Origin of the sequence: Enterobacter quasimori, from assembly GCF_018597345.1 — a bacterium.
GTDB classification, from domain to species: domain Bacteria; phylum Pseudomonadota; class Gammaproteobacteria; order Enterobacterales; family Enterobacteriaceae; genus Enterobacter; species Enterobacter mori.
The window spans coordinates 101,771-122,728 of sequence record NZ_JAHEVU010000005.1 but is presented as its reverse complement, the minus strand read 5'-3'; the positions used below and the strand labels follow the sequence as shown (position 1 = coordinate 122,728).

Below are 20,958 nucleotides of genomic sequence, written 5' to 3'. Positions count from 1 at the left end.
AATTAGAAATAATAATGGATGGCATCAGCCGACGCCACCCGAAAGGTATCACTCGATATTCTGGAATTGAATGTTTTTTATTATCAACTTAAAGTTTTTTGGGTTTTTACTTTTTTGGTACAAATAAGCCACTCATTTATGAGTGGCTTATTTGATAGAACGAAAGGCTTAGACACTGTAAGAGACAATCTTTCTTCTAACTGTATCAGGTAGATAACCGATTTTTACTGGCTGATCACTAAGGCCTAGCTTCTGGTATACTTGTCCACCAATACCTGGAATGACTTCCCCATCTTCACTTTTGATACGATCGATAGCGAAGAATGTGAAATCAAACTTATCTGCGATCTCATTCGGGAACTCATTCCTTAGATTCATCTCAGATTTTTCATGCATTACTGGAGAAACAATAAATATTTTTTCGGGATCTATTTTGTCAATTAAAGACAAAATATTAGTTCTTACTACACAACTTCCTGAAATAACTGATTTCACAACGATAAGAACGTTGGAACTTTCATATCCAGGTTCCATATAACTGTGTATGACAGGAGCAACGCTACCTTTTTTAAGCGCGTAATGATTGTTCCAGAGCACAGCATTTTTATAGAGAATGTTCGTTTCACTTAAAGCGTGACTTACGCCATTAGCTAAGAAGTCAGCATCTTCAGCAGTAGACACAATCAAGCATTGCTTGCTTCTGTTTGGCATTTTCTTGGCAACGAGGGCTCCAAGTTCCTCACCTAACGCAAGCATTGCAGAGCGATACTCTTTTATTCCAGTGTTAGGATCGATAAGTTCATCCAAAGCATCACGAGCTTCATGGGATACTGTCGGTGCCAGCGTCCTGCTATTGCTCAAAACGTTTGGGCTTAACTTGTTGATATCAATAGTCATATGATGCCCTCATTGAAATCTTGTTCATTGTCCTGCTCTTCATCAAGCTCATCACTTATTAAAGATAACAGGCATTCGACCATTTTATCGGCTGTTGTTATCTCATCGACCCCCTCGGGCTTGACTGGGTGTTTTCCCAGATCGATTTCGATACCGACGGCCAAACTTACAATAAAGTGACCGGATTCTACACGAACAGACAACCCCGGAAAAGCGAAGCAAGCATCATTTAGCCATTCTGGAATCGCACGAGGCGGTATGTTCGTCAAGATCCAATCGGGCTTCCCTATCGCTTTTGCTGAACCGATCAAGTCGCCAATAGTTTGTAAACCTTTTTTTGGACTGTTAGCCCAAGCACTTACTACTAAACTATAGACATAGTCAAGATGCGAAGGGCTATTTTTTCCGGATATAGTTTTAAGAGCTTGTTGTAGCGGAGAATAATTTCTAATTAAATCAATCCGGTTTTCTTCATACGGGACATATTCTGAAATAAAAAAATCCCTATAGTCTTCATGGATTTTGGTTTCATTGTCTACTTTCTTGGCTTCGTTACTTACGACTAAAATCTGCTGATTATCGGGATATCCAAAATGCTCGTCGTCTATTCGTTTCTGCATGCAAAAACGGTCATGCATCGCATCAGTCCAAGCTGCTGCAGTACCGTCAGAGTTTTTCGCTTGGAAATTGTGCTTGAATCCATATAAATCATTGATAATGCAAAGGTCGTCTACAAAAGCTGTTTCCTGAATAGCGATTTTGACTTGATCTAAATCTTGATCATGATATTCAGCCGCATTGACGCAAATTTTTATAGCAGCTAAAGCAGCTTCATATTCACTGCCCTTAAAATTGTTATTGCCTCCTGTCTGTATGCGTCTAAGTGTTGCGCCTTTCTCTTGGCCAAACGTTTCGCATACATAATCATAAACGCTCATGTATTTTCCTTTAGTGGGCATAATATGTTTAATTATTAGCAAGCTAATTATATGGGCTGTTTTGTGCTGATTTAATAGCTTTCTTTTTAATCGGCTTAGCTGAAAATATCTATAGGGCTAGAAAGTTATTTTACATGTTTGAGTGTTGCTTGCGCGCACTCGTACTCCCGCTACGCCTGCCCGCAATATAGAGCAGTTTTCATGCACCTGAATGAAGCGCGGGTAATCAGGGGAACGCTTGCTGGGTGAATAGAACAGCCAGCGGCGGCATGAATCCCTGAACAACCTGACACCAGTGGAATATCGGCTGAAGGCTGAAAATCCGGAACCCTCAAAAAGTGCGTGGAACTAAAACAGGTGTGTTTACAATATGTCTCTGAAAGCAGATGTAGAAGCAATTCTCGTCAGATTGCCTTGCAAAATGCTTATTGTTTATAATCCATGTACGGATTTGTACGTCTGTTGGTTTTCCCATATGTATCTCATCATCAGCGGGGGTACTCAAACGCATGAACTGAAGGCTGAATAAGTACACGTTGAACACGCGCTGTAGTGATAAGATATGAGACTAAATAAAACGAAAAAGGCCATGATTTACAATGACCTTTTTTAGCATGATGAGGCTCTAAAAGATCGCGAGAAACGTTACTCGATATTCTGGATCTGCTCGCGCATCTGCTCAATCAGCACCTTCAGCTCAATCGCTGAATTCGTCACGTCTGCATTGATAGATTTAGACGCCAGGGTGTTCGACTCGCGGTTGAACTCCTGCATCATAAAGTCCAGACGGCGACCTACAGCTTCTTTCTTCTTCAGAATGTTGTAGGTTTCTTTAACGTGCGCTTCCAGACGGTCCAGCTCTTCAGCGACGTCAACACGCTGCGCCATCAGCACCAGCTCTTGTTCCAGACGGGTGTTTTCCAGCTGAACTTCCGCTTCTTCCAGTTTGGCGACAAGGCGTTCGCGCTGCCACTGCAGCACTTCTGGCATATGGGCGCGGACTTTCGCCACTTCGGTGCTCACGCCTTCAAGGCGCTGCTCAATCATCGCTTTCAGCGCCTGACCTTCGGTTTCGCGGGCAACGATAAAGTCGTCCAGCGTGCCGTCGAGGGCTGCCAGGATTTCAGCGGTGATGGCGTCCAGATCCTGCTCACCGGCGGCCATGACGCCAGGCCAGCGCAGAATATCAACCGGGTTGATTTCGCCTTCATCGCTCTGCATTTTGACCCAGTTCGCCGCATTGACGAGCTGTTTCGCCAGTTTTTCGTTGAGGATCAGCTCGCCCTGTGCGCTGGCATCAGGCTCAAAGCGCAGGTTGCATTCCACTTTGCCGCGTGTCAGACGCGTGCGGATACGCTCGCGTACGACAGGCTCAAGGCTGCGGAACTGCTCCGGCATACGGAAATACGTTTCCAGGTAACGCTGGTTTACCGAGCGCATTTCCCATGTGGCGCTGCCCCAGCTACCCTTGATTTCACGCCGGGCGTAGGCGGTCATACTGCGGATCATAGACATTCCCGTTTTTAAAGGAGAGATGGGGGGATTATAGCTTTCGGGGGCTTCTCAGGATAGGAATAAGCGTCCTTTATCCGTATAATGCGCAGCCACATTCGTTTCAAGCCGGAGAATCCATCATGCGTCCATCAGGTCGTAGCGCCAACCAGGTGCGTCCCGTCACCCTGACCCGTAACTATACAAAACACGCTGAAGGCTCCGTGCTGGTTGAGTTTGGTGACACTAAAGTTTTGTGCACCGCCTCTATCGAAGAAGGCGTTCCGCGCTTCCTGAAAGGTCAGGGTCAGGGCTGGATCACCGCTGAGTACGGCATGCTGCCGCGTGCGACTCATACCCGTAACGCCCGCGAAGCGGCGAAGGGCAAGCAGGGCGGTCGTACCATGGAGATTCAGCGTCTGATCGCGCGTGCGCTTCGCGCCGCCGTTGACCTGAAAATCCTCGGCGAATTCACCATCACTCTCGATTGCGACGTGATTCAGGCAGACGGCGGTACGCGTACCGCATCCATTACCGGTGCCTGCGTGGCGCTGGCGGACGCTCTGAACAAGCTGGTTGCGGCCGGCAAGCTGAAAACCAACCCAATGAAAGGCATGGTTGCGGCGGTCTCCGTAGGCATCGTTAACGGCGAAGCGCTTTGCGATCTGGAATACGTTGAAGATTCCGCTGCCGAAACCGACATGAACGTGGTGATGACCGAAGACGGTCGCATCATTGAGGTGCAGGGCACGGCGGAAGGCGAGCCGTTCACCCACGAAGAGCTTCTCTCCCTGCTGGCGCTGGCCCGAGGGGGAATCGAATCTATTGTCACGACGCAGAAAGCGGCGTTAGAAAATTGATTTTAAAGGCGACCAATGAGTCGCCTTTTTTTTTGCCTGTAAGACAGAAAAACCAAAGGAGCGAATCCATGAAATCGTATCAGCGCCAGTTTATCGAGTTTGCGCTTAACAAGCAGGTACTTAAGTTTGGCGAGTTTACGCTGAAATCCGGGCGTAAGAGCCCCTATTTCTTCAACGCCGGGCTGTTTAATACCGGGCGCGATCTGGCATTGTTAGGCCGTTTCTATGCCGAAGCGCTGGTGGATTCCGGGATTGATTTTGACCTGCTGTTTGGTCCGGCCTACAAAGGTATTCCAATTGCGACCACCACCGCGGTGGCGCTGGCTGAACACCATGACCGCGATGTGCCGTACTGCTTTAACCGCAAAGAGGCTAAAACCCACGGTGAAGGCGGGAATCTGGTCGGCAGCGCGCTGCAGGGCCGCGTCATGCTGGTGGACGACGTGATCACCGCGGGCACGGCGATCCGCGAATCGATGGAGATTATCCAGGCCAACGGTGCGACGCTGGCTGGCGTCCTGATTTCTCTGGATCGTCAGGAGCGTGGTCGCGGTGAAATTTCCGCTATTCAGGAAGTCGAGCGTGATTACGGCTGCAAAGTGACGTCGATTATCACCCTGAAAGACCTGATTGCGTATCTGGAAGAGAAGCCGGAGATGGCGGATCATCTGGCGGCGGTACGTGCGTACCGGGAAGCGTTCGGCGTGTAATTGCATTGCCCGGTGGCGCGACGCTTACCGGACCTGCGTATTTCGTAGGCCGGATAAGGCGAAGCCGCCATCCGGCAACGGTGTTACTGCAACTGAGCAGCCACTAACGGCCAGCGGGCGTCAAAATCGTCCGTTGGTCGGTATTTGAATTCGCTACGCACAAAACGGGAGAGCATCCCTTCGCAAAACGCCAGGATCTGGCTCGCCAGCAGCGTCTCATCGATGGTGTACCCTTCGCCTTCACGCATTTTCTTTTCGCGCAGTACCTGGCGCAGCTGCGCTTCAATACGCTCAAAAAGCTGGTTAATGCGCCCCTGCAGCCTGTCCTGCTCGAACATCAGCGCGTGGCCGGTGAGGATACGGGTTAATCCCGGATTGCGTTCACCAAAGCCCAGGATTAACAGCACAATCAGACGCAGACGCGCGGTGGTGTCTTTTTCGTCTTTCAGAATCAGGTTGATGCGCGTGATCAGGCTGTCTTCAATAAACTCGATCAGGCTGTCGAACATCCTGGTCTTGCTCGGAAAATGACGGTACAGCGCCGCCTCAGACACGCCTACGGAGGCGGCCAGTTTAGCGGTGGTGATGCGTTGACTGCCATCGCTGGATTCAAGCATCAGAGCCAGAGACTGAAGTATTTCTTCGCGACGATTCCTTTTCGCGGTTTGTTTTTCTGCCATGTTACAAAATACCCCTGAAAATAAGCACTTGCCAGGCTGGCATCCACACAGCGACCGCAAACTGACGTTTGCGGTTTGTTATTGCATTATGGCGCTGTGAGATGCGTATCTATCGGACGGTTATTTACGCCCGGAATGGCCGAAGCCGCCTTCGCCACGGTCGGTGGCGTCGAAGTCTGCCACCAGGTTAAATTCTGCCTGCACAACAGGTACAAAGACCATCTGCGCAATACGCTCGCCCGGTTCAATGGTGAAGCTGTCCTGACCACGGTTCCAGACGGACACCATCAGCTGACCCTGATAGTCAGAGTCGATCAGGCCGACCAGGTTACCCAGTACGACGCCATGCTTATGGCCCAGACCAGAACGCGGCAGGATCACCGCCGCCAGAGACGGGTCAGCAATGTGAATGGCCAGGCCTGTCGGGATCAGGGTGGTTGTACCTGGAGCCAGTTCTACGGCGTCATCGAGACAGGCGCGCAGGTCAAGACCGGCAGAGCCGGAGGTGGCATAGGTCGGCAGCGGAAATTGCTCGCCAACACGCGGGTCCAGAATCTTAACGTCGATTTTTTTCATCATAACGGGTAACGATCTCGTCCAGTAATTGTTGGCCCAGGAGTTCCTTGCGCTCAAGCGGTAAGACTTTATCTCCATCCTGCCAGAAAAGGTGCAGTGCATTGCTGTCGCTGTTAAATCCTTGTGTGGCCAGCGATACGTCGTTCGCGCAAATCAAATCGAGGTTTTTGCGAGTACGTTTTTGCCGGGCATATTCTTCCACATTATTTGTTTCTGCGGCAAACCCAACAACGTAAGGACGATGGCTTTTCAGTGCAGCGACACCCGCAACGATATCCGGGTTTTTCACCATTTTTATCGTTAATTCATCACCTTGCTTTTTGATTTTGGCGTCTGCAATGGTCTCTGCACGGTAATCCGCGACGGCCGCACAGCCGATAAAAATCTGCTGGCTTTGCGCATGGGCCTGCACGGCGGCTTCCATTTCCAACGCGGTGGTGACGTCAATGCGCTGAACGAACGGAGGTGTCGCCAGTGAGACCGGGCCGCTCACCAGCGTAACGTTCGCGCCGCGTTTTGCAGCAGCAGCAGCAATGGCAAAGCCCATCTTGCCGGAGCTGTGGTTAGTGATGTAACGCACCGGGTCCAGCGGTTCGCGCGTGGGGCCCGCGGTAATCATGATGTTGAGATGTTGCAGATCGTTGACAGGCGAAAAATGGGCTGCAGCCATATCAACAATCGTCAGCGGGTCCAGCATACGACCCGGGCCAACATCGCCGCAGGCCTGGCTGCCGCTGTCCGGGCCCCAGATAAGCATACCGCGCGATGCCAGCGTCTCCAGATTGTGCCGGGTGGCTGCGTTACGGTACATCTGCTGGTTCATCGCGGGCACGACGGCGACTGGCGCAGGTGTCGCGAGGCAAATGGTCGAGACCAGATCGTTCGCCATGCCTACCGCCACGCGGGCAATCAAATCAGCCGTGGCGGGGGCAAGAATCACCAGATCTGCCCATTTCCCAAGCTCAATGTGGCCCATCGCCGCTTCTGCAGCAGGGTCAAGCAGGCTGTCGGATACCGGGTACCCCGAGACAGCCTGCAGGCTCAGAGGCGTGATAAAGGCTTTGCCACCTTCGGTTATCGCGACCCGCACATCCGCCCCGCGCTCGCGCAGACGACGCACCAGGTCCGGCGCTTTATAGGCTGCAATACCGCCGCTCACGCCAAGAACGATTTTTTTACCGGCCAGGCTCATCATGATTCTTTCCTGTTGGGTTTCACCAGAGAGCGGGCATTTTATCACAATCACAAAAACGGGGTGATTTTGTCCTTCGTTCACTTTGCGAGGCGTTACGCAAGAACGAAAAGTCAGCGTCGAGCCCCGGATTGGCCTGTGGCAGCATGATGGCAAACAGAAGGAGGCTGGGCATGGAAGAGACGGAACTGCTGCTACCGCGCGAAAAACTGCTGCGCTATGGCGTCACCTTGTTAAAAGACGATGAGCTGCTGGCGCTCTTTTTGCGCACGGGTACGCAGGGGAAAACCGTATTTACGCTGGCAAAAGAGCTGATCGCACATTTCGGTTCACTGCATGGTTTGCTGACCGCCGATCTGGCGGCGTTTGCGCACGTCGAGGGAATTGGCGTGGCGAAATATGCCCAGCTGAGGGGGATTGCTGAACTTGCCCGCCGTTTTTACAACGTCCGTATGGAGGAGGAAGATCCGATCCTTACCCCGGCGATGACTCGCGAATTCCTGCAAAGCCAGCTGTCAGATATGGAGCGGGAGATCTTCATGGTGATCTTTCTCGACAATAAGAACCGGGTGTTAAAACACAGTCACCTTTTCTCTGGAACCTTGACCCACGTAGAGGTTTATCCGCGAGAAATTGTGCGGGAAGCGATAAAAGTGAATGCAGCCGGCGTGATCCTCGCGCATAATCACCCCTCTGGCTGCGCAGAACCGAGCAGAGCGGACAAAGAAATCACCGAACGCATTATCAAATGCTGTCAATTCATGGACATTCGTGTGCTGGACCATCTGATAATTGGCCGCGGAGAATACATTTCTTTTGCAGAACGTGGTTGGATTTAGACCCTTTCTCGCGATCCATCGGGATCTTTGTCTGTTCGGGACTTGAGCACACCGCCGAGTCAGCGTATACTACGCCACCTTTGAGAATCTCGGGTTTGGCATTTGGGCCTGGCAATCGAGAGTTCACTTAGAACTATGCGATGACCGGGCTGTAAAGCCTGACGAGGCGCCGATACCCCATACGAAGCTCGAGCTAATTTGATTTTTGGAGAATAGACATGTCCCGAGTCTGCCAAGTTACTGGCAAGCGTCCGGTGACCGGTAACAACCGTTCCCACGCACTGAACGCGACTAAACGCCGTTTCCTGCCGAACCTGCACTCTCACCGTTTCTGGGTTGAGAGCGAGAAGCGTTTTGTCACCCTGCGTGTATCTGCTAAAGGTATGCGTGTAATCGATAAGAAAGGCATCGATACAGTTCTGTCCGAACTGCGTGCCCGTGGCGAAAAGTACTAAGTACTTAAAGAGGAAATAAATCATGGCTAAAGGTATTCGCGAGAAAATCAAGCTGGTTTCTTCTGCTGGTACAGGTCACTTCTACACCACCACGAAGAACAAACGTACTAAGCCGGAAAAACTGGAACTGAAAAAATTCGATCCAGTTGTACGCCAGCACGTACTGTACAAAGAAGCTAAAATCAAATAATTTTAGTCTCCTTGTATTGAAAAACCCCGCATCTGCGGGGTTTTTTGCATTCTGCATCTCAACGGAGGAACCATGCCTGAATTACCAGAGGTAGAGACCAGCCGTCGCGGCATTGAGCCCCATCTGGTCGGCGCAACCATTCTTCACGCAGTTGTCCGTAACGGGCGTCTGCGCTGGCCAGTGTCCGATGAGATCCACGCGTTAAGCGACAAACCCGTCCTTAGCGTGCAGCGTCGCGCCAAATACCTGCTGCTGGAGCTGCCAGACGGCTGGATTATTATCCACCTGGGGATGTCCGGGAGCCTGCGCGTTCTTACCGAAGAGCTGCCTGCGGAAAAGCACGATCACGTTGACCTGGTGATGAGCAACGGCAAAGTGCTCCGTTACACCGACCCGCGGCGCTTTGGCGCGTGGCTGTGGACGAAGGAGCTGGAAGGGCACAACGTGCTGGCACATCTCGGGCCAGAACCGCTGTCAGATGCGTTTAATGCGGAATACCTGAAAGAGAAGTGCGCGAAGAAGAAAAGCCCGATTAAGCCCTGGCTAATGGATAACAAGCTGGTGGTCGGCGTGGGGAATATTTATGCCAGCGAATCGCTGTTTGCCGCCGGTATCCATCCCGATCGGCTGGCTTCGTCGCTGTCGGCACAGGAGTGCGAACTGCTGGTCAGAGTGATTAAAGCGGTGCTGCTGCGCTCAATTGAGCAGGGCGGGACTACGCTGAAGGACTTCCTGCAAAGCGACGGGAAGCCGGGCTATTTTGCCCAGGAGCTGCAGGTATATGGCCGTAAGGGCGAACCGTGCCGAGCCTGCGGCACGCCCATTATTGCCACGAAGCACGCCCAGCGCGCCACGTTCTACTGCCGTCAGTGCCAGAAATAGCGTTACTTTAGCTTTTCCATCAAGGCCTGGTGGACGTTAACCGGCAGAAAGTGGGTGACGTCCCCGTGATGACGCGCCACCTCTTTTACCAGCGTGGAAGAGATAAACGACCACTCTTTGGAGGGCATCAGGAACACGCTCTCCAGCTCCGGCATCAGATGGCGGTTCATGTGCGCCAGCTGCATTTCATACTCAAAGTCTGCTACGGCGCGTAAACCTCGGATCAGAATGTTTGCCTGCTGAGCGCGCGCGAAGTTAGCCATCAGGTCGCTAAACCCAACCACCTCAACGTTCGGCAGATGCGAGATGGCATCGATGGCGAGCGTAACGCGCTCGTTCAGGTCAAACATCGGCTTTTTGCTGGGGCTGGCGGCAATCGCCAGAATCACCTTGTCGAACATGCACGCCGCACGGGTGATGATATCAAGATGACCGTTGGTGATTGGATCGAAGGTACCCGGATAAATCGCTTTTGTGCTCATGGCTCACGTTTTCTCTGAGTAGCCGCGGCAGAGCGCCCACAGCTCGGTGTATTTGTTGAAAGTATACTGGGCATTCACGACCGCGAGTAACCAGCCCTGTTTACCGTCCAGTACGCCGCCGCGCAGCAGCAGCGTTTTCAGAAACGCGCCCAGCGTGTGGGTGAAGATACCCGTCAGCGAGGCCTTCTTGCCGCGCTGGTGACGCTCCTGCGCCCATGCGGTGGCATAGTTAAGCTGTTTACGCTGGAAGCTCGCGAAATCACGGCAGGTCAGGTGCAGCAAATCGCCCGTCAGGGGGATGACCTGGGCGTTATCGCAGTTCAGGGATTCATGGACGAGATTGTCGTTGTACTGATAGCACTCGCGCTCGTAGAGGCGCATCACGCGGTCAGGATACCAGCCGCTGTGGCGCATAAAACGCCCAAGGAAGTAGTTGCGGCGGGCAATGCTGTATACCGCACCGGGCTGAGGCGAGGAAAGCACCGTTTGAATAGCCTGCTGCAGTTCTGGCGTGATGCGTTCGTCAGTGTCGAGCATTAACACATAATCGCCGGTGGCATATTCCTGCGCGCGCTGGCGCTGAATGCCATAACCTTGCCAGTCAGTATTGGTATAGGTTTTTGCGCCCGCCGCGCGGGCGACATCTACCGTGTTGTCCGTGCTGCCGGAGTCCAGGATGACGATTTCATCAGCCCAGGCGGCGGAGGCCAGGCAGTCCGGAAGCAGGTCGGCGGCGTTTTTGGCGATCATCACGACCGACAGACGCGTTGACATTAGTGGCTCCGCTGAGGCAGATAAGGTTGCAGAAGCTGCAGCAGACGGGTCAGTGCACCCTGGTTCTGGTGCAGCACTTCGACGGCATGACGCCCGTACCACAGGCGATAATCTTCGTCAGTCAGAAGGGTAGATACCTCTTTGACCACCGAATCCGCGTCGGTCACGGTAATTAAACCATCGGCCTGCTGTAATTTCGCGCAGATATCTTTGAAGTTAAACGTGTGCGGTCCCATCAGTACCGGAATGGCGTGTGCTGCCGGTTCCAGTGGGTTATGACCGCCGCGTTCGACCAGGCTGCCGCCGACAAAGGCGAGGTCAGCAATGCCGTACAACAGCATCAGCTCGCCCATCGTATCGCCAATCACCACCTGAGTGCTGCCAGACGGGATCTCCCCGCTGCTGCGCAGGGTGTAGCTGAAGCCCCCTTTTTGCACCATATCGCGGGCATCTTTAAAGCGCTCAGGATGGCGAGGCACGAGGATAAGCAGTAAATCAGGGAATGTTTCCAGCAGCTTACGGTGCGCCTGGAGGATGATCTCTTCTTCGCCGTCGTGGGTGCTGGTCGCAATCCAGACCTGACGTCGCGGTGCCCACTGGCGACGCAGCGTCACCGCACGGGCGGCGAGTTCAGGCGTGACGGAAATATCGAATTTAAGGCTGCCCGTTACCGCAAGCTGATTGCGTTTCAGGCCGAGCGCGATGAAGCGCGCCGCATCTTCTTCATTCTGCGCCGCAATCAAGGTGATTTTACTCAGCAGGCGACGCATAAATTTACCCAGCTTGCCGTACCCTTTCGCCGAGCGCTCAGACAGGCGGGCATTAGCGATAACCAACGGGATCTTACGGGCATGGAGGGCGGAAATCATATTCGGCCACAGCTCGGTTTCCATCACGATCACCAGTTTCGGGCGAACGGTATTGAGGAACCGGTTCATGGCGCAGGGCAGATCGTAAGGCAGATAGACGTGATGCACGTCTTTTCCGAAAGCGGATAACGCACGCTCAGAGCCGGTGGGCGTCATGGTCGTAACGGTGATCGGCAGTGACGGGTATCGGTGACGCAGGGCGCGAACCAGCGGGATAGCCGCCAGCGTTTCACCAACTGAAACGGAATGGAGCAAAATACCGTCCGGGGCAACTTTATTACGGCAGTAGCCATAGCGTTCAGCCCAGCGTTTTCGATACGCGGGTGCTTTACGGCTACGAAGCAACAGTCGCAGCCACACCAGTGGCTGAATGAGATAGAGCAGGGCGGTATACAACAATTCCAATCGATTATCCGTTTTTTTAGTTTCGGCGGGCAAATTCTAAGCATTTAAGCCAGGTAAAGCTATCTCTTATGCCAGATACCGCTTTAAGCGGAAGTAACGGCGGCCCAGTCGCCAGCGCAAACGCGGACTTTTTGCACTTTTCCAGATGAGTTTCCAGATGCCCGTTTCGAAGAACTCTTTAATAATCATGGATTTCTTCTTCTCATCCTTCATGTTGTCGAAGGTGTGAATAATCCCCAGTCCCTCTTTGGCGATTTGCCAGTGGCAGGCCGGGATACCTTTCACTTTATCCGGGTAGCGCTGATTGATGGCATCAAGCATCTGCAGGATTTTCATGTAATGGCGCGCCGAGCGAATGAGCGTGTCGTCATTGTCCGGCATATGGGACACCGATGCGGAGTGAATGTAGTAGTCATAATAACGTTCACTGGTGTACTGAACCCGCTCTGCCGCGAGCAGCACTTCAGTCGTCCACGGGATATCCTGATGGCGCAGGCCGGGTTCGAAATGGAAACTGTGTTTACGGATAAAGTCGTGGCGATAGATATTCAACCAGGTGACGTGGAGAAACTTACGAGAATCCAGCGCCATCTTTAACCATGCCGCGCCAGTCATCACGCCTGTCGAGGCCAGTTTGTCCTCGGGGAAAATTGGGCGCGAGGGTTTTTTGTTATTTTCCCAGACGTAGTTCCCGTTACAGGTGGCGACGTCCAGATCCTGCGTAACGGCCATATCCAGCAGATGCTGATACATGCCGGGTTTAAAGACATCATCAATATCCGGGAAGGAAAGATAGTGACCCGTCGCGATGGCCAGACCGGTATTCCGCGCGATAGAGACACCCTGGTTTTGCTGCTCAATGACCTGCAGCTGCGGCAGCTTTTCTCGCCAGTTTTCGACGATCTCCATCGAGCGGTCAGTGGAGCCGTCATTGACGATGATGACTTCCATGCTGTCGATGCGTTGATTGACAAGGCAGGTAAAGAACTGATCCAGGAACGCTTCACCGTTATAAACGGCAACCACCACGCTTAATAATGGCGCTGAATTTTGCATAAGAAACCTGATTATTATGGATTGTCGACCAAAGCAATATATTGCTGGCAGATGGCATTGATGCCGAACGATGCGATCGTTGCGCGATCGACGACTGGCGGAGAGGCATAGATATCTGCCAGCGTTTTTGCCAGTGACTCATCGTTTAATGCTGTCAGCCCGCGCGCTAAGTCGCCTGTGAGGATTTCAGCGGGTCCACCCGGACAGTTTGTACTGACGGGCGGCGTCTGACAGATAATGGATTCGACCAATACATTACCAAAACCTTCACAGTCAGAGCTTAACACTAAGAGGCGTGCACCTTTGATCCATGGATAGGGATTGGGCTGGAATGGGCGGAAAACAATTTTGTTTTCAATGCCCAGCTCGGTGGCCAGCTGTTTTAGTTTTTGAATTTTAGCGTCGGCGCCATTTCCCATCATGACCAGCGTTGTATCTATCTGGCTCAGTGCAAACGCGCGTAAAAGACGATCGTGACGTTTGTGCTCGTGGAAGCGGCCAACGTGAATAAGATAATCCTGTCCCTGCATCTCATAGGGTTCGTCCGCCAGACGCTGGATTTCTGGAATATCGAAAGGATTATGGATAACCGCCTGGCGACGAAGATCGATTGCCAGCGTTTCTGAGAGATCTTTCAACACGGCGGCTGAGACGGCCACAACATTGCGGTTTTCGTAGGTATGACGAATCTTATAATGTTTGAACCAGCGCGAGAGACCGCTGCGATGGCGCAGATAGGAGAACGAGAACATGCCATGTACGCAGAACCAGACTTTATCGCGTTCCAGCGCGCGGCAGTGTGCCACGATGCGGTCAGTTTTATGCAGATGGGAGAACACCGCATCAAATTTTCCACTGCGTTCAGCCTGCTTAATCGCATTATCCAGCAGTCGGGCGCGGCGCGGGATCTCCGTCAGCTTCCGCCACGGCTTTTTACACGTATCCTGAACAACCTGAAAATCGATGCCTTCCGGGATGGCGTAGTCGCACACTTTCCGCAGGGAGAACAGGGAGACCTGATGTCCCATTTCGATCAATCCGCTGGAAAGTGTAAGAACTGTTTTTTCAGCTCCTCCACCGGGTAAACCATCAATAATCATTAGGATGCGCATTTTTAATCCAGTAATTTTTGATAAAGCGAAATAAGCTGACTTGATAGTTTTTCGGGGGTGGCCTCTTTTACACGTTCACGTGCCGCTAGCCCCATTTTGTTATTCTTTTCCAGAGAAGGAATGGCAGCTACTGCCTCCTTCAGTGTGTTGATATCAAGTGCGTCACAGTAAAATCCGTTGTTGCCTTGCTCAATAAATTCGGCTCCGCCGCAACTCTCTGAAGTAATGACGGGTAAACCGCAGGCCATCGCTTCAAGAATAACGTTAGGAAAGGGATCATACAGCGTTGGCAGCAGTAAACCATCGGATAGCTGGTAAAATGGCAACGTCTCTTTTTGCATCCCCAGGAAACGGATTTGCCCTTCACAGCCGAGTGAACGGGCGAGTTCACGATAACGATTTTCCGCTTTATCCTGCCCAACCACAATCAGCCACGCCGCTGTTCCCGCGATAGCGCGTATGGCGCTGGCTAATCCCTTTCGTTCAAATCCTGAGCCTACAAAGCAAAACACAACGGCGTCGGCGGGTAAACCAAACTGCTGACGCAGCGCGGCACGCTGTGCTTCCTCGGCCGGAACGAAGCGGCTGGAATCAATTGAATTATAAATCACATGTATCTTTTTTGCGTCAATATCAAAGTCTTCGACGATTTCGCGTTTGATCATCTCCGCATTACAGATAACGGCCTTCAGCTCAGGAGCCTGGTACATTTCACGTTCGGCATTCATCACGTAGCGGTGGTAGCGGTCGTGCATGAGCATTTGTGCGCGCCAGGCGGGCAGGATCCGCGCACGCTGCAGCAACCAGCGGCGATGAACGCCATCCCCTGCGCGGTAAATGTCGCAGCCCGGGATACGCTCGTGGCTTTGCACAATATCAAACTGCTGCTGCTGCCACAGTGCGCGGGCAGCATGTGCAAAACCGCGTTCGCGGCTGATGCGTCCCCACTTGCGCGGGTCACAAATGTGGATATGCCAGTCGTCCTGCTTTTCTCCCTGCCATTCGCGGGTGATAACGTTGAGCTCAAGATTTTGATTGCTTAACGCCGTCAGCGCGCGGGAGACGAAACGCTCCGCTCCGCCATCAGGGCGATATTTTTGGCGAACAATCGCCAGGCGATGGTGTTTCATTACAGGTATCTCTTTGCAGCACAGACGACAGCATCCACGGGAATGGCGTCGAGATAGCGTTCTTTGGTGTTGGTATCAATGGCGTCCGGATTGGGGAGCGGGCCGTAGTCACCGGCCCAGATAACCTCCCCGTTGACCTGCCACGGAGACCAGAACGTCAGCTTTGAGGGACCAAACAGCGCCACGCAGGGTGTCTGAAGCGCCGCGGCCATATGCATCGGCACGGAATCCACGCCGATAAACAGACGCGCATGATCGATAAGGGATGCCAGTTGACGCAGCGTTAATTGACCTGCAAGCGAGACGACGCCCGCTTTCGGTGAGGCAGCGAGAATGCGATCGATCATTGCCATCTCTTTTTTATCCGGGCCAGCCGTGAGAACGATGGTATGGCCTTCCTGCTGCAGGGCGGTGATGGTTTGCGCCATCTTTCCTTCATCCCAGCATTTGAAGAACCAGCGCGACGTGGGTTGAATCACAATGTACCGCTCTCCCACACCTTTCTGCGTCAAGAGGTGGTGCGCATGTTGCCAGTCATCCGGGCGGTAAGCCATGGTGACGGCGGGTTTTGGATCAACCGGCAGTGCTGACAGGATGGAAAGATTTTGCTCAACGGTGTGCAGTGACGGGTGATCCGCGACAGAGACCAAATTGCTATGACAAAAACGCCAGAATGCACTCTTGCGCTTATTAAAGGCAAACCCGAGACGAACCGGGGCGCCGGTGAAGCGCGTGACGATGGCGCTGCGCCACTGATCGGCAAGGTTAATCACCAGGTGATAATGCTGTCTTCTCAATGTGCTAAGCAGCTGCCACTCTTTCTGAAGATGCTTCAGCGTGCCCAGCTGCTTCCATTTGCGATCGATACCATAAATTGTGCCGATCGCCGGGTGCGCGGCGAGCATATCGCGCGTTTCTTCATAGAGAAGCACGTCAATTTGCGCCTCAGGCCATTTTTGGCGTAACGAATCGATGACGGGGGTGGTGAGTAACATGTCACCATGATGGCGAAGTTTGATCAGTAAAATGCGCAAATCAGGCGTGTCAGGTAAGTTATTCATCATCATCTTATCGGCGTTGTACTGTTGGCAATTCTAATAGACCTGGTAGCGACTTGCACTCTTTCTCCACAATGTCAGGAATTTCCCTGGAAGGGTTTACTCCTGCTTTGAGGCGTGCGTAACATAGCGCTAACTACTTTGTCTCATGGACTCATTATGAAAAAACCAGCGTTTATCATCACGATCGATACCGAAGGCGATAATCTCTGGCAAAACCACCGGGTGATCAAAACGGAAAACGCACGCTACCTGGCGCGCTTTCAGGCGCTTTGCGAACGTTTTGGTTTTAAGCCCGTCTGGCTGACAAACTATGAGATGGCAATCGAACCCGTTTTCATTGAATTCGCAAGGGACGTTATTGCTCGCGGTCAGGGGGAAGTGGGTATGCACCTGCATGCCTGGAATAGCCCGCCGGAGCACGATCTCACGGGGGATGACTGGCGCTGGCAGCCGTATCTGATTGAGTTTTCAGACGAGATGATGCGCGAAAAAGTGCTCTTCATGACCCGCCTGCTGGAAGAGACCTTCCAGACCAAAATGCTGAGCCATCGTGCCGGGCGCTGGGCCTTTGATAGCCGCTATGCCAGATTGCTTATTGAACTGGGCTATCAGGTTGATTGTTCCGTTACGCCGCGCGTGAACTGGCGCAATGCGAAAGGTGCCCCGCAGGGGAGTGGCGGAACGAATTATCAGCATTTCCCTGACCATGCCTACTTCATGGACACGGATGATATTTCCCGGGCGGGTAATAGCCCGCTGCTCGAAGTCCCGATGAGTATTCAGTATAAACACCCGGCCTGGTTGAATACCGTTAAGCAGGGCTACGATCGTCTTCGCGGTAAATATCGCTCACCGTCCGTGAACTGGCTACGACCGTCTGGCGGGAACGCCGCGCAGATGATTCAGGTCGCGCAACAGTGCTTATCGCAGGGGAATGATTACGTGGAGTTTATGCTTCATTCCTCGGAATTTATGCCGGGCGGAAGCCCCACGTTTAAGGATGAGGCGGCGATTGAAGGGTTGTATCAGGATCTGGAAGCGCTGTTTACGTGGTTGTCAGATAAAACCGTAGGGATGACGCTGGCGGAGTTTTATCAGTACAAAAAAAATTAATGCCCGCGCAGCGGGCATTATCATCAGCGTTGTCTGGTTTGCGAAAAGGGTGTACTTAAGGCAAACAGGGTAACAAAGAAGATCAAGGCTTCTGAGCTCAACAATATCACGTCGGTCAGGCCATACAGTAAAAGCAGGAGCATGGTCGTTAGCAACAGGCCATTTTTATTTTTAAGCGCGTAAGCGATCATCGACGCAAAGAAAAAGAATAATATCACCAGCCCGGGGATACCCTGCAGCGAGTATTTCTCAATAAATTCATTGTGCAGATGCACATTGATATAGGTTAGTGCAGTAACGAGATGCGGATGTCCCTCTTTTATATAACGCTGCGTCCATGCCTGGCGATCTTCAACTGACTGCCCCAATGGATGCGCGAGCCCGTTCTGAATACCCACCGTCCACATAGAGAAACGCGCGCCGAGTGAGGTTTTGTCATACCCTTTCTCATAGTTTGCTATTTCGATTTGCGTTTGCGTTATCTTTGGCGCAATCAATGGCTTGTAGCTAACGATGACAATCCCCGCCACAATACATAAAAAGATCAGCGTCGATTTAAGATGAATTCGTCTGAAGTGATAAAGCGTGAGCACAATGGCCAAAAGCAAATAGAGGCCCATTGCGGCACGCGTCCCCGTCAGAAGAATGACGAAGTAAGAAATTAAGATGGTGAGACCCGCAGCCACATACAGCTTAACGTTTTTCTGAAGATAAAGGCTGTATACGAAAGCCAGAGATAACACAGAGTATACGTAAGCTGATACGGTCGCACGATTAATGGCCATCTCAACACGTCCCATTCCCTGCGATGCCTGCCATAAACCATAACCCGTGGCGAGGACAAACCCCGCGCCTGAGGCATAGAAGAAATACTTCTGGAAGGAGGCTTTATCAACGTAAGACTTAAACCGGTCAAGATAGAAAATAAGGAAACTGGCTAAAATCAGCTTCTTACTTGCACCGAGATAATCACTGTACGCGTTCAGCCCTTCACTATGGTATTCATAGATCATGTACCAGACAAAATTAAGTAACCCAATCAACAAAATGGGAAGTGCTATTGAAAAGGGGCGCAGTGTGATTTTTTTATATTCGAGCGCTAAGCCGATAATGCTGGCATAAATCGCGATATAGAAAAACTCTCGCTGCTTACCCGAACTGAGCAAGGCCAATGCAAGCGAGATAAGGCTAAGAATTAGCGTCAGTTGATAAAGACGCAATTTTACTTTTTCCATAATGCCTCAATAACCCTTTTTTTATAGCTAAAACGAACATCGCTGGATAAGAAGAATGACACCGAATAAAGCGCGTTTACCCGTGATTTAACCAATTTGATCTGTTGATCGGTGAGGTGTTGCCGATGGTTACTGTAGATATCAAACCAGTGGCAATTAATCAGATTTTTAAACGCTTTCGGAAACGTTTTTTCCATCTTTAAAGTACATTCAACAAGTGTCGTAATTTTACTGGCGTCGAGACGGCTCGACAAACTTTCGCTACGTTTGATGTAATAGTAATTGCCCTGGCGTTGATAGCAGATTTTTTCTGCCTGCATGAGCATGGCAGGAAATACCGCAAAGTCTTCGTAACAGACCATCGAGGGAATGGGATGACTTTCGTACAGCTTTCGGTGAATAAACTGACCGATAAGATGTGCCTGAAACTCTTTATGCTGCAAGAAACGCTTTATCGCGTCTCTCTGTGATAAAGAGACGGGCGTAAAGCCCTGCCAGAATGCGGTGATTTTCCTGATATCACGCGTTTCAAGCAATCGCGTCAGTAGCATATCTGGACGCTGTGCTTTCAAAAAAGCCACTGCGTCCCTGAGGCTGCAAGGCTTCAGTCGATCATCGCTATCCAGCATCGTGATGTAATCGCCTGATGCCAGAGACACTGCACTGTTTCGAACATGACCGACGTTACGGTACTCAACGTACCGGGATTGCGCGCGTGGGAACGCAGGCAACCATTTCTCGATAATATCCCGGGTGGCATCATCGGAACTGTCATTAAAGATAATGACTTCAACAACATCGCCCGCATTATCAATCGCGGCGTGCAGGCTTTCTAACGTAGCATTAAGCGTATCTTCGGCGTTATGCGCGGCAATAATGACGCTAAGAAAAGCCATAGAAATTAGTTTCCCTGAGCATCAATAGCAGATGTGGTCGCGTTAACGGTAGGTAACTCGCAGATAAAATGTTTAAGCTCGCGTAGCGCGTCTTCTGTTACCGCGAATAACGCTTCGCGTTCTTGTGAAAAATAATAACGCGTTTCAAACACATAAGAACAAATGTTGTCGTCATTACCAATCAACAACACATTGCCAAGCGGACGCTGTTCATGGTGACAGCATGGTCCAAACAGCAATACCACCGGCACACCTACCGCGTCGGCAATATAAACGTTCCCCGAATCCGATGCGATATAACAATCCATCTTTGAAATCGCCCAGGGAAGCTCTTCAAGGGAAATTTGCCCGATGAGGTTGGTGAAATTGGGCATTTCACCATAAGCACGGGTGATATCATCCATCCACGGCTGCTCATTGGGCGCACCAAATACATAAAACTCGCAGGGCAGGTCAGCGAGATGCTCAACAATTCGCTTCCAGATAATGGGCGGAACGGTTTTCGCTTTATTCCCGGCGGCGATACTGATGCCGATGCGGATAACGCCGGGTTTATCAAGGATTTCCGGCCAGGTCTGGGGCTTAAAAAGTGGTTTTGTAGCGTGCTTTGGGGAGTCTTGCCACGTTAGCGAGCGGTCCGCCAGCTTCAGATAGTTTGTGACCGACAGCGTTTGTTTACCATGCTCAACGGTACCGTCAGCCGTGGCATAGAAAATGCCGTGATACCATCTGCGCGTATAAGTGCTTAGAAACTGTTTGTTTTTTGCATTGCAGACGGAGGCGAAAAAGAGGTTCACGCTGTTGGGTTGCAGGAGATACACGTTGTCATAGCGATTCATGATCCTGCAGGCAAAGCAGAGCTTGCGCCACAGATTGCGCTTATGCTGCTCGATAAAATATATCTGCTCGATAGTGTCATCATGCTTCGCCAGCGCACCCACGCCGCGACTGATAAGCACATCGCTTTTTTGCAGGTACGCCAGGAGGGGCGTAGCATTAACAAAGTCACCGATTTTGGCTGTCTGAATGACAAGGTTTTTACCTGTGTCTTTGCGAAACAGCTTCCGGATGAGCTTCACCGGAAAGAGTAAAATCAGCAGAAATACATAACTCAT

Annotated in this window: 23 protein-coding genes and 1 pseudogene; 8 read left to right on the top strand and 16 right to left on the bottom strand. The window is 51.6% G+C overall.

From position 1 onward, the window contains the following. Positions 1 to 168 precede the first annotated feature (168 nt). Entirely contained in the window at positions 169 to 897 is a 729-nt protein-coding gene (locus KK102_RS18670) for a hypothetical protein (RefSeq protein ID WP_216358193.1), read from the bottom strand. Then, positions 894 to 1,835 (bottom strand): hypothetical protein, encoded by a 942-nt coding sequence (locus KK102_RS18665; RefSeq protein ID WP_216358192.1) that lies wholly within the window; start codon positions 1,833 to 1,835, stop codon positions 894 to 896. Before KK102_RS18665 ends, KK102_RS18670 begins: the two co-directional genes overlap by 4 nt. A 198-nt stretch (positions 1,836 to 2,033) precedes the next feature. On the opposite strand from KK102_RS18665, the pseudogene KK102_RS18660 reads away from it, so the two are divergent. Then, positions 2,034 to 2,187: pseudogene (locus KK102_RS18660) on the top strand (IS3 family transposase); the annotation flags it as partial. Between the two features lie 293 nt (positions 2,188 to 2,480). On the opposite strand, the gene KK102_RS18655 reads toward KK102_RS18660, so the two are convergent. Beyond that, positions 2,481 to 3,344 (bottom strand): YicC/YloC family endoribonuclease, encoded by an 864-nt coding sequence (locus KK102_RS18655; RefSeq protein ID WP_216358191.1) that lies wholly within the window; start codon positions 3,342 to 3,344, stop codon positions 2,481 to 2,483. Positions 3,345 to 3,469: 125 nt separating this feature from the next. Here KK102_RS18655 and rph point away from each other — a divergent pair, with 125 nt between their 5' ends. Further along, positions 3,470 to 4,186 carry a ribonuclease PH gene (gene rph, locus KK102_RS18650; RefSeq protein WP_010426431.1) on the top strand — a complete coding sequence of 239 codons (717 nt, stop codon included), beginning with the start codon at positions 3,470 to 3,472 and terminating at the stop codon, positions 4,184 to 4,186. 68 nt (positions 4,187 to 4,254) lie between these two features. Next, entirely contained in the window at positions 4,255 to 4,896 is a 642-nt protein-coding gene (pyrE, locus tag KK102_RS18645; RefSeq protein WP_032644404.1) for an orotate phosphoribosyltransferase, read from the top strand. 83 nt (positions 4,897 to 4,979) lie between these two features. Here pyrE and slmA read toward each other — a convergent pair whose 3' ends face one another. The 3 genes from slmA to coaBC form a co-directional block, all read right to left on the bottom strand. Further along, positions 4,980 to 5,576: a nucleoid occlusion factor SlmA gene (gene slmA / locus KK102_RS18640; protein ID WP_010426428.1), complete on the bottom strand. Its 597-nt coding sequence runs from the start codon at positions 5,574 to 5,576 to the stop codon at positions 4,980 to 4,982. Positions 5,577 to 5,696: 120 nt separating this feature from the next. After that, positions 5,697 to 6,155: a dUTP diphosphatase gene (dut, locus tag KK102_RS18635; protein WP_216358190.1), complete on the bottom strand. Its 459-nt coding sequence runs from the start codon at positions 6,153 to 6,155 to the stop codon at positions 5,697 to 5,699. Further along, positions 6,133 to 7,344: a bifunctional phosphopantothenoylcysteine decarboxylase/phosphopantothenate--cysteine ligase CoaBC gene (gene coaBC / locus KK102_RS18630; RefSeq protein ID WP_216358242.1), complete on the bottom strand. Its 1,212-nt coding sequence runs from the start codon at positions 7,342 to 7,344 to the stop codon at positions 6,133 to 6,135. The genes dut and coaBC overlap by 23 nt, the downstream gene beginning before the upstream one ends. Before the next feature lie 173 nt (positions 7,345 to 7,517). On the opposite strand from coaBC, the gene radC reads away from it, so the two are divergent. The 4 genes from radC to mutM all read left to right on the top strand — a co-directional run bounded on the left by radC (position 7,518) and on the right by mutM (position 9,710). After that, entirely contained in the window at positions 7,518 to 8,183 is a 666-nt protein-coding gene (radC, locus tag KK102_RS18625; protein WP_216358189.1) for a RadC family protein, read from the top strand. 218 nt (positions 8,184 to 8,401) lie between these two features. Then, positions 8,402 to 8,638 carry a 50S ribosomal protein L28 gene (rpmB, locus tag KK102_RS18620; RefSeq protein WP_002436699.1) on the top strand — a complete coding sequence of 79 codons (237 nt, stop codon included), beginning with the start codon at positions 8,402 to 8,404 and terminating at the stop codon, positions 8,636 to 8,638. A 22-nt stretch (positions 8,639 to 8,660) separates the two neighbouring features. Then, positions 8,661 to 8,828: a 50S ribosomal protein L33 gene (rpmG, locus tag KK102_RS18615; protein ID WP_003024094.1), complete on the top strand. Its 168-nt coding sequence runs from the start codon at positions 8,661 to 8,663 to the stop codon at positions 8,826 to 8,828. A gap of 72 nt (positions 8,829 to 8,900) precedes the next feature. Further along, positions 8,901 to 9,710 carry a bifunctional DNA-formamidopyrimidine glycosylase/DNA-(apurinic or apyrimidinic site) lyase gene (gene mutM / locus KK102_RS18610; RefSeq protein ID WP_126545716.1) on the top strand — a complete coding sequence of 270 codons (810 nt, stop codon included), beginning with the start codon at positions 8,901 to 8,903 and terminating at the stop codon, positions 9,708 to 9,710. A 2-nt stretch (positions 9,711 to 9,712) separates the two neighbouring features. Here the strand turns inward: mutM and coaD are convergent, their stop codons facing one another. The 7 genes from coaD to rfaQ form a co-directional block, all read right to left on the bottom strand. Beyond that, positions 9,713 to 10,192, bottom strand: coding sequence for a pantetheine-phosphate adenylyltransferase (gene coaD / locus KK102_RS18605; RefSeq protein ID WP_216358188.1), 480 nt, complete (start codon positions 10,190 to 10,192; stop codon positions 9,713 to 9,715). A gap of 3 nt (positions 10,193 to 10,195) precedes the next feature. Then, on the bottom strand, positions 10,196 to 10,966 hold the full coding sequence (locus KK102_RS18600; protein WP_216358187.1) for a glycosyltransferase family 2 protein: 771 nt from the start codon (positions 10,964 to 10,966) through the stop codon (positions 10,196 to 10,198). After that, positions 10,966 to 12,240 carry a lipid IV(A) 3-deoxy-D-manno-octulosonic acid transferase gene (gene waaA, locus KK102_RS18595; protein ID WP_126545713.1) on the bottom strand — a complete coding sequence of 425 codons (1,275 nt, stop codon included), beginning with the start codon at positions 12,238 to 12,240 and terminating at the stop codon, positions 10,966 to 10,968. The genes KK102_RS18600 and waaA overlap by 1 nt, the downstream gene beginning before the upstream one ends. A 66-nt stretch (positions 12,241 to 12,306) precedes the next feature. Beyond that, entirely contained in the window at positions 12,307 to 13,296 is a 990-nt protein-coding gene (locus KK102_RS18590; RefSeq protein ID WP_216358186.1) for a glycosyltransferase, read from the bottom strand. 14 nt (positions 13,297 to 13,310) lie between these two features. Next, on the bottom strand, positions 13,311 to 14,408 hold the full coding sequence (locus KK102_RS18585; RefSeq protein ID WP_216358185.1) for a glycosyltransferase: 1,098 nt from the start codon (positions 14,406 to 14,408) through the stop codon (positions 13,311 to 13,313). A 2-nt stretch (positions 14,409 to 14,410) separates the two neighbouring features. Then, positions 14,411 to 15,538 carry a glycosyltransferase family 4 protein gene (locus KK102_RS18580; protein WP_216358184.1) on the bottom strand — a complete coding sequence of 376 codons (1,128 nt, stop codon included), beginning with the start codon at positions 15,536 to 15,538 and terminating at the stop codon, positions 14,411 to 14,413. Then, positions 15,538 to 16,605, bottom strand: coding sequence for a putative lipopolysaccharide heptosyltransferase III (rfaQ, locus tag KK102_RS18575; protein ID WP_126545709.1), 1,068 nt, complete (start codon positions 16,603 to 16,605; stop codon positions 15,538 to 15,540). The genes KK102_RS18580 and rfaQ overlap by 1 nt, the downstream gene beginning before the upstream one ends. Positions 16,606 to 16,755: 150 nt before the next feature. On the opposite strand from rfaQ, the gene KK102_RS18570 reads away from it, so the two are divergent. Next, positions 16,756 to 17,712 carry a polysaccharide deacetylase family protein gene (locus tag KK102_RS18570; protein WP_126545708.1) on the top strand — a complete coding sequence of 319 codons (957 nt, stop codon included), beginning with the start codon at positions 16,756 to 16,758 and terminating at the stop codon, positions 17,710 to 17,712. Positions 17,713 to 17,735: 23 nt separating this feature from the next. Here KK102_RS18570 and KK102_RS18565 read toward each other — a convergent pair whose 3' ends face one another. From KK102_RS18565 to KK102_RS18555, 3 genes are read right to left on the bottom strand one after another with little or no spacing between them, the layout of a single operon-like run. After that, positions 17,736 to 18,947, bottom strand: coding sequence for an O-antigen ligase family protein (locus KK102_RS18565; protein WP_126545707.1), 1,212 nt, complete (start codon positions 18,945 to 18,947; stop codon positions 17,736 to 17,738). Next, positions 18,935 to 19,843, bottom strand: coding sequence for a glycosyltransferase family 2 protein (locus tag KK102_RS18560; protein WP_216358183.1), 909 nt, complete (start codon positions 19,841 to 19,843; stop codon positions 18,935 to 18,937). The genes KK102_RS18565 and KK102_RS18560 overlap by 13 nt, the downstream gene beginning before the upstream one ends. 5 nt (positions 19,844 to 19,848) lie before the next feature. After that, positions 19,849 to 20,958, bottom strand: coding sequence for a glycosyltransferase family 9 protein (locus tag KK102_RS18555; RefSeq protein WP_126545705.1), 1,110 nt, complete (start codon positions 20,956 to 20,958; stop codon positions 19,849 to 19,851).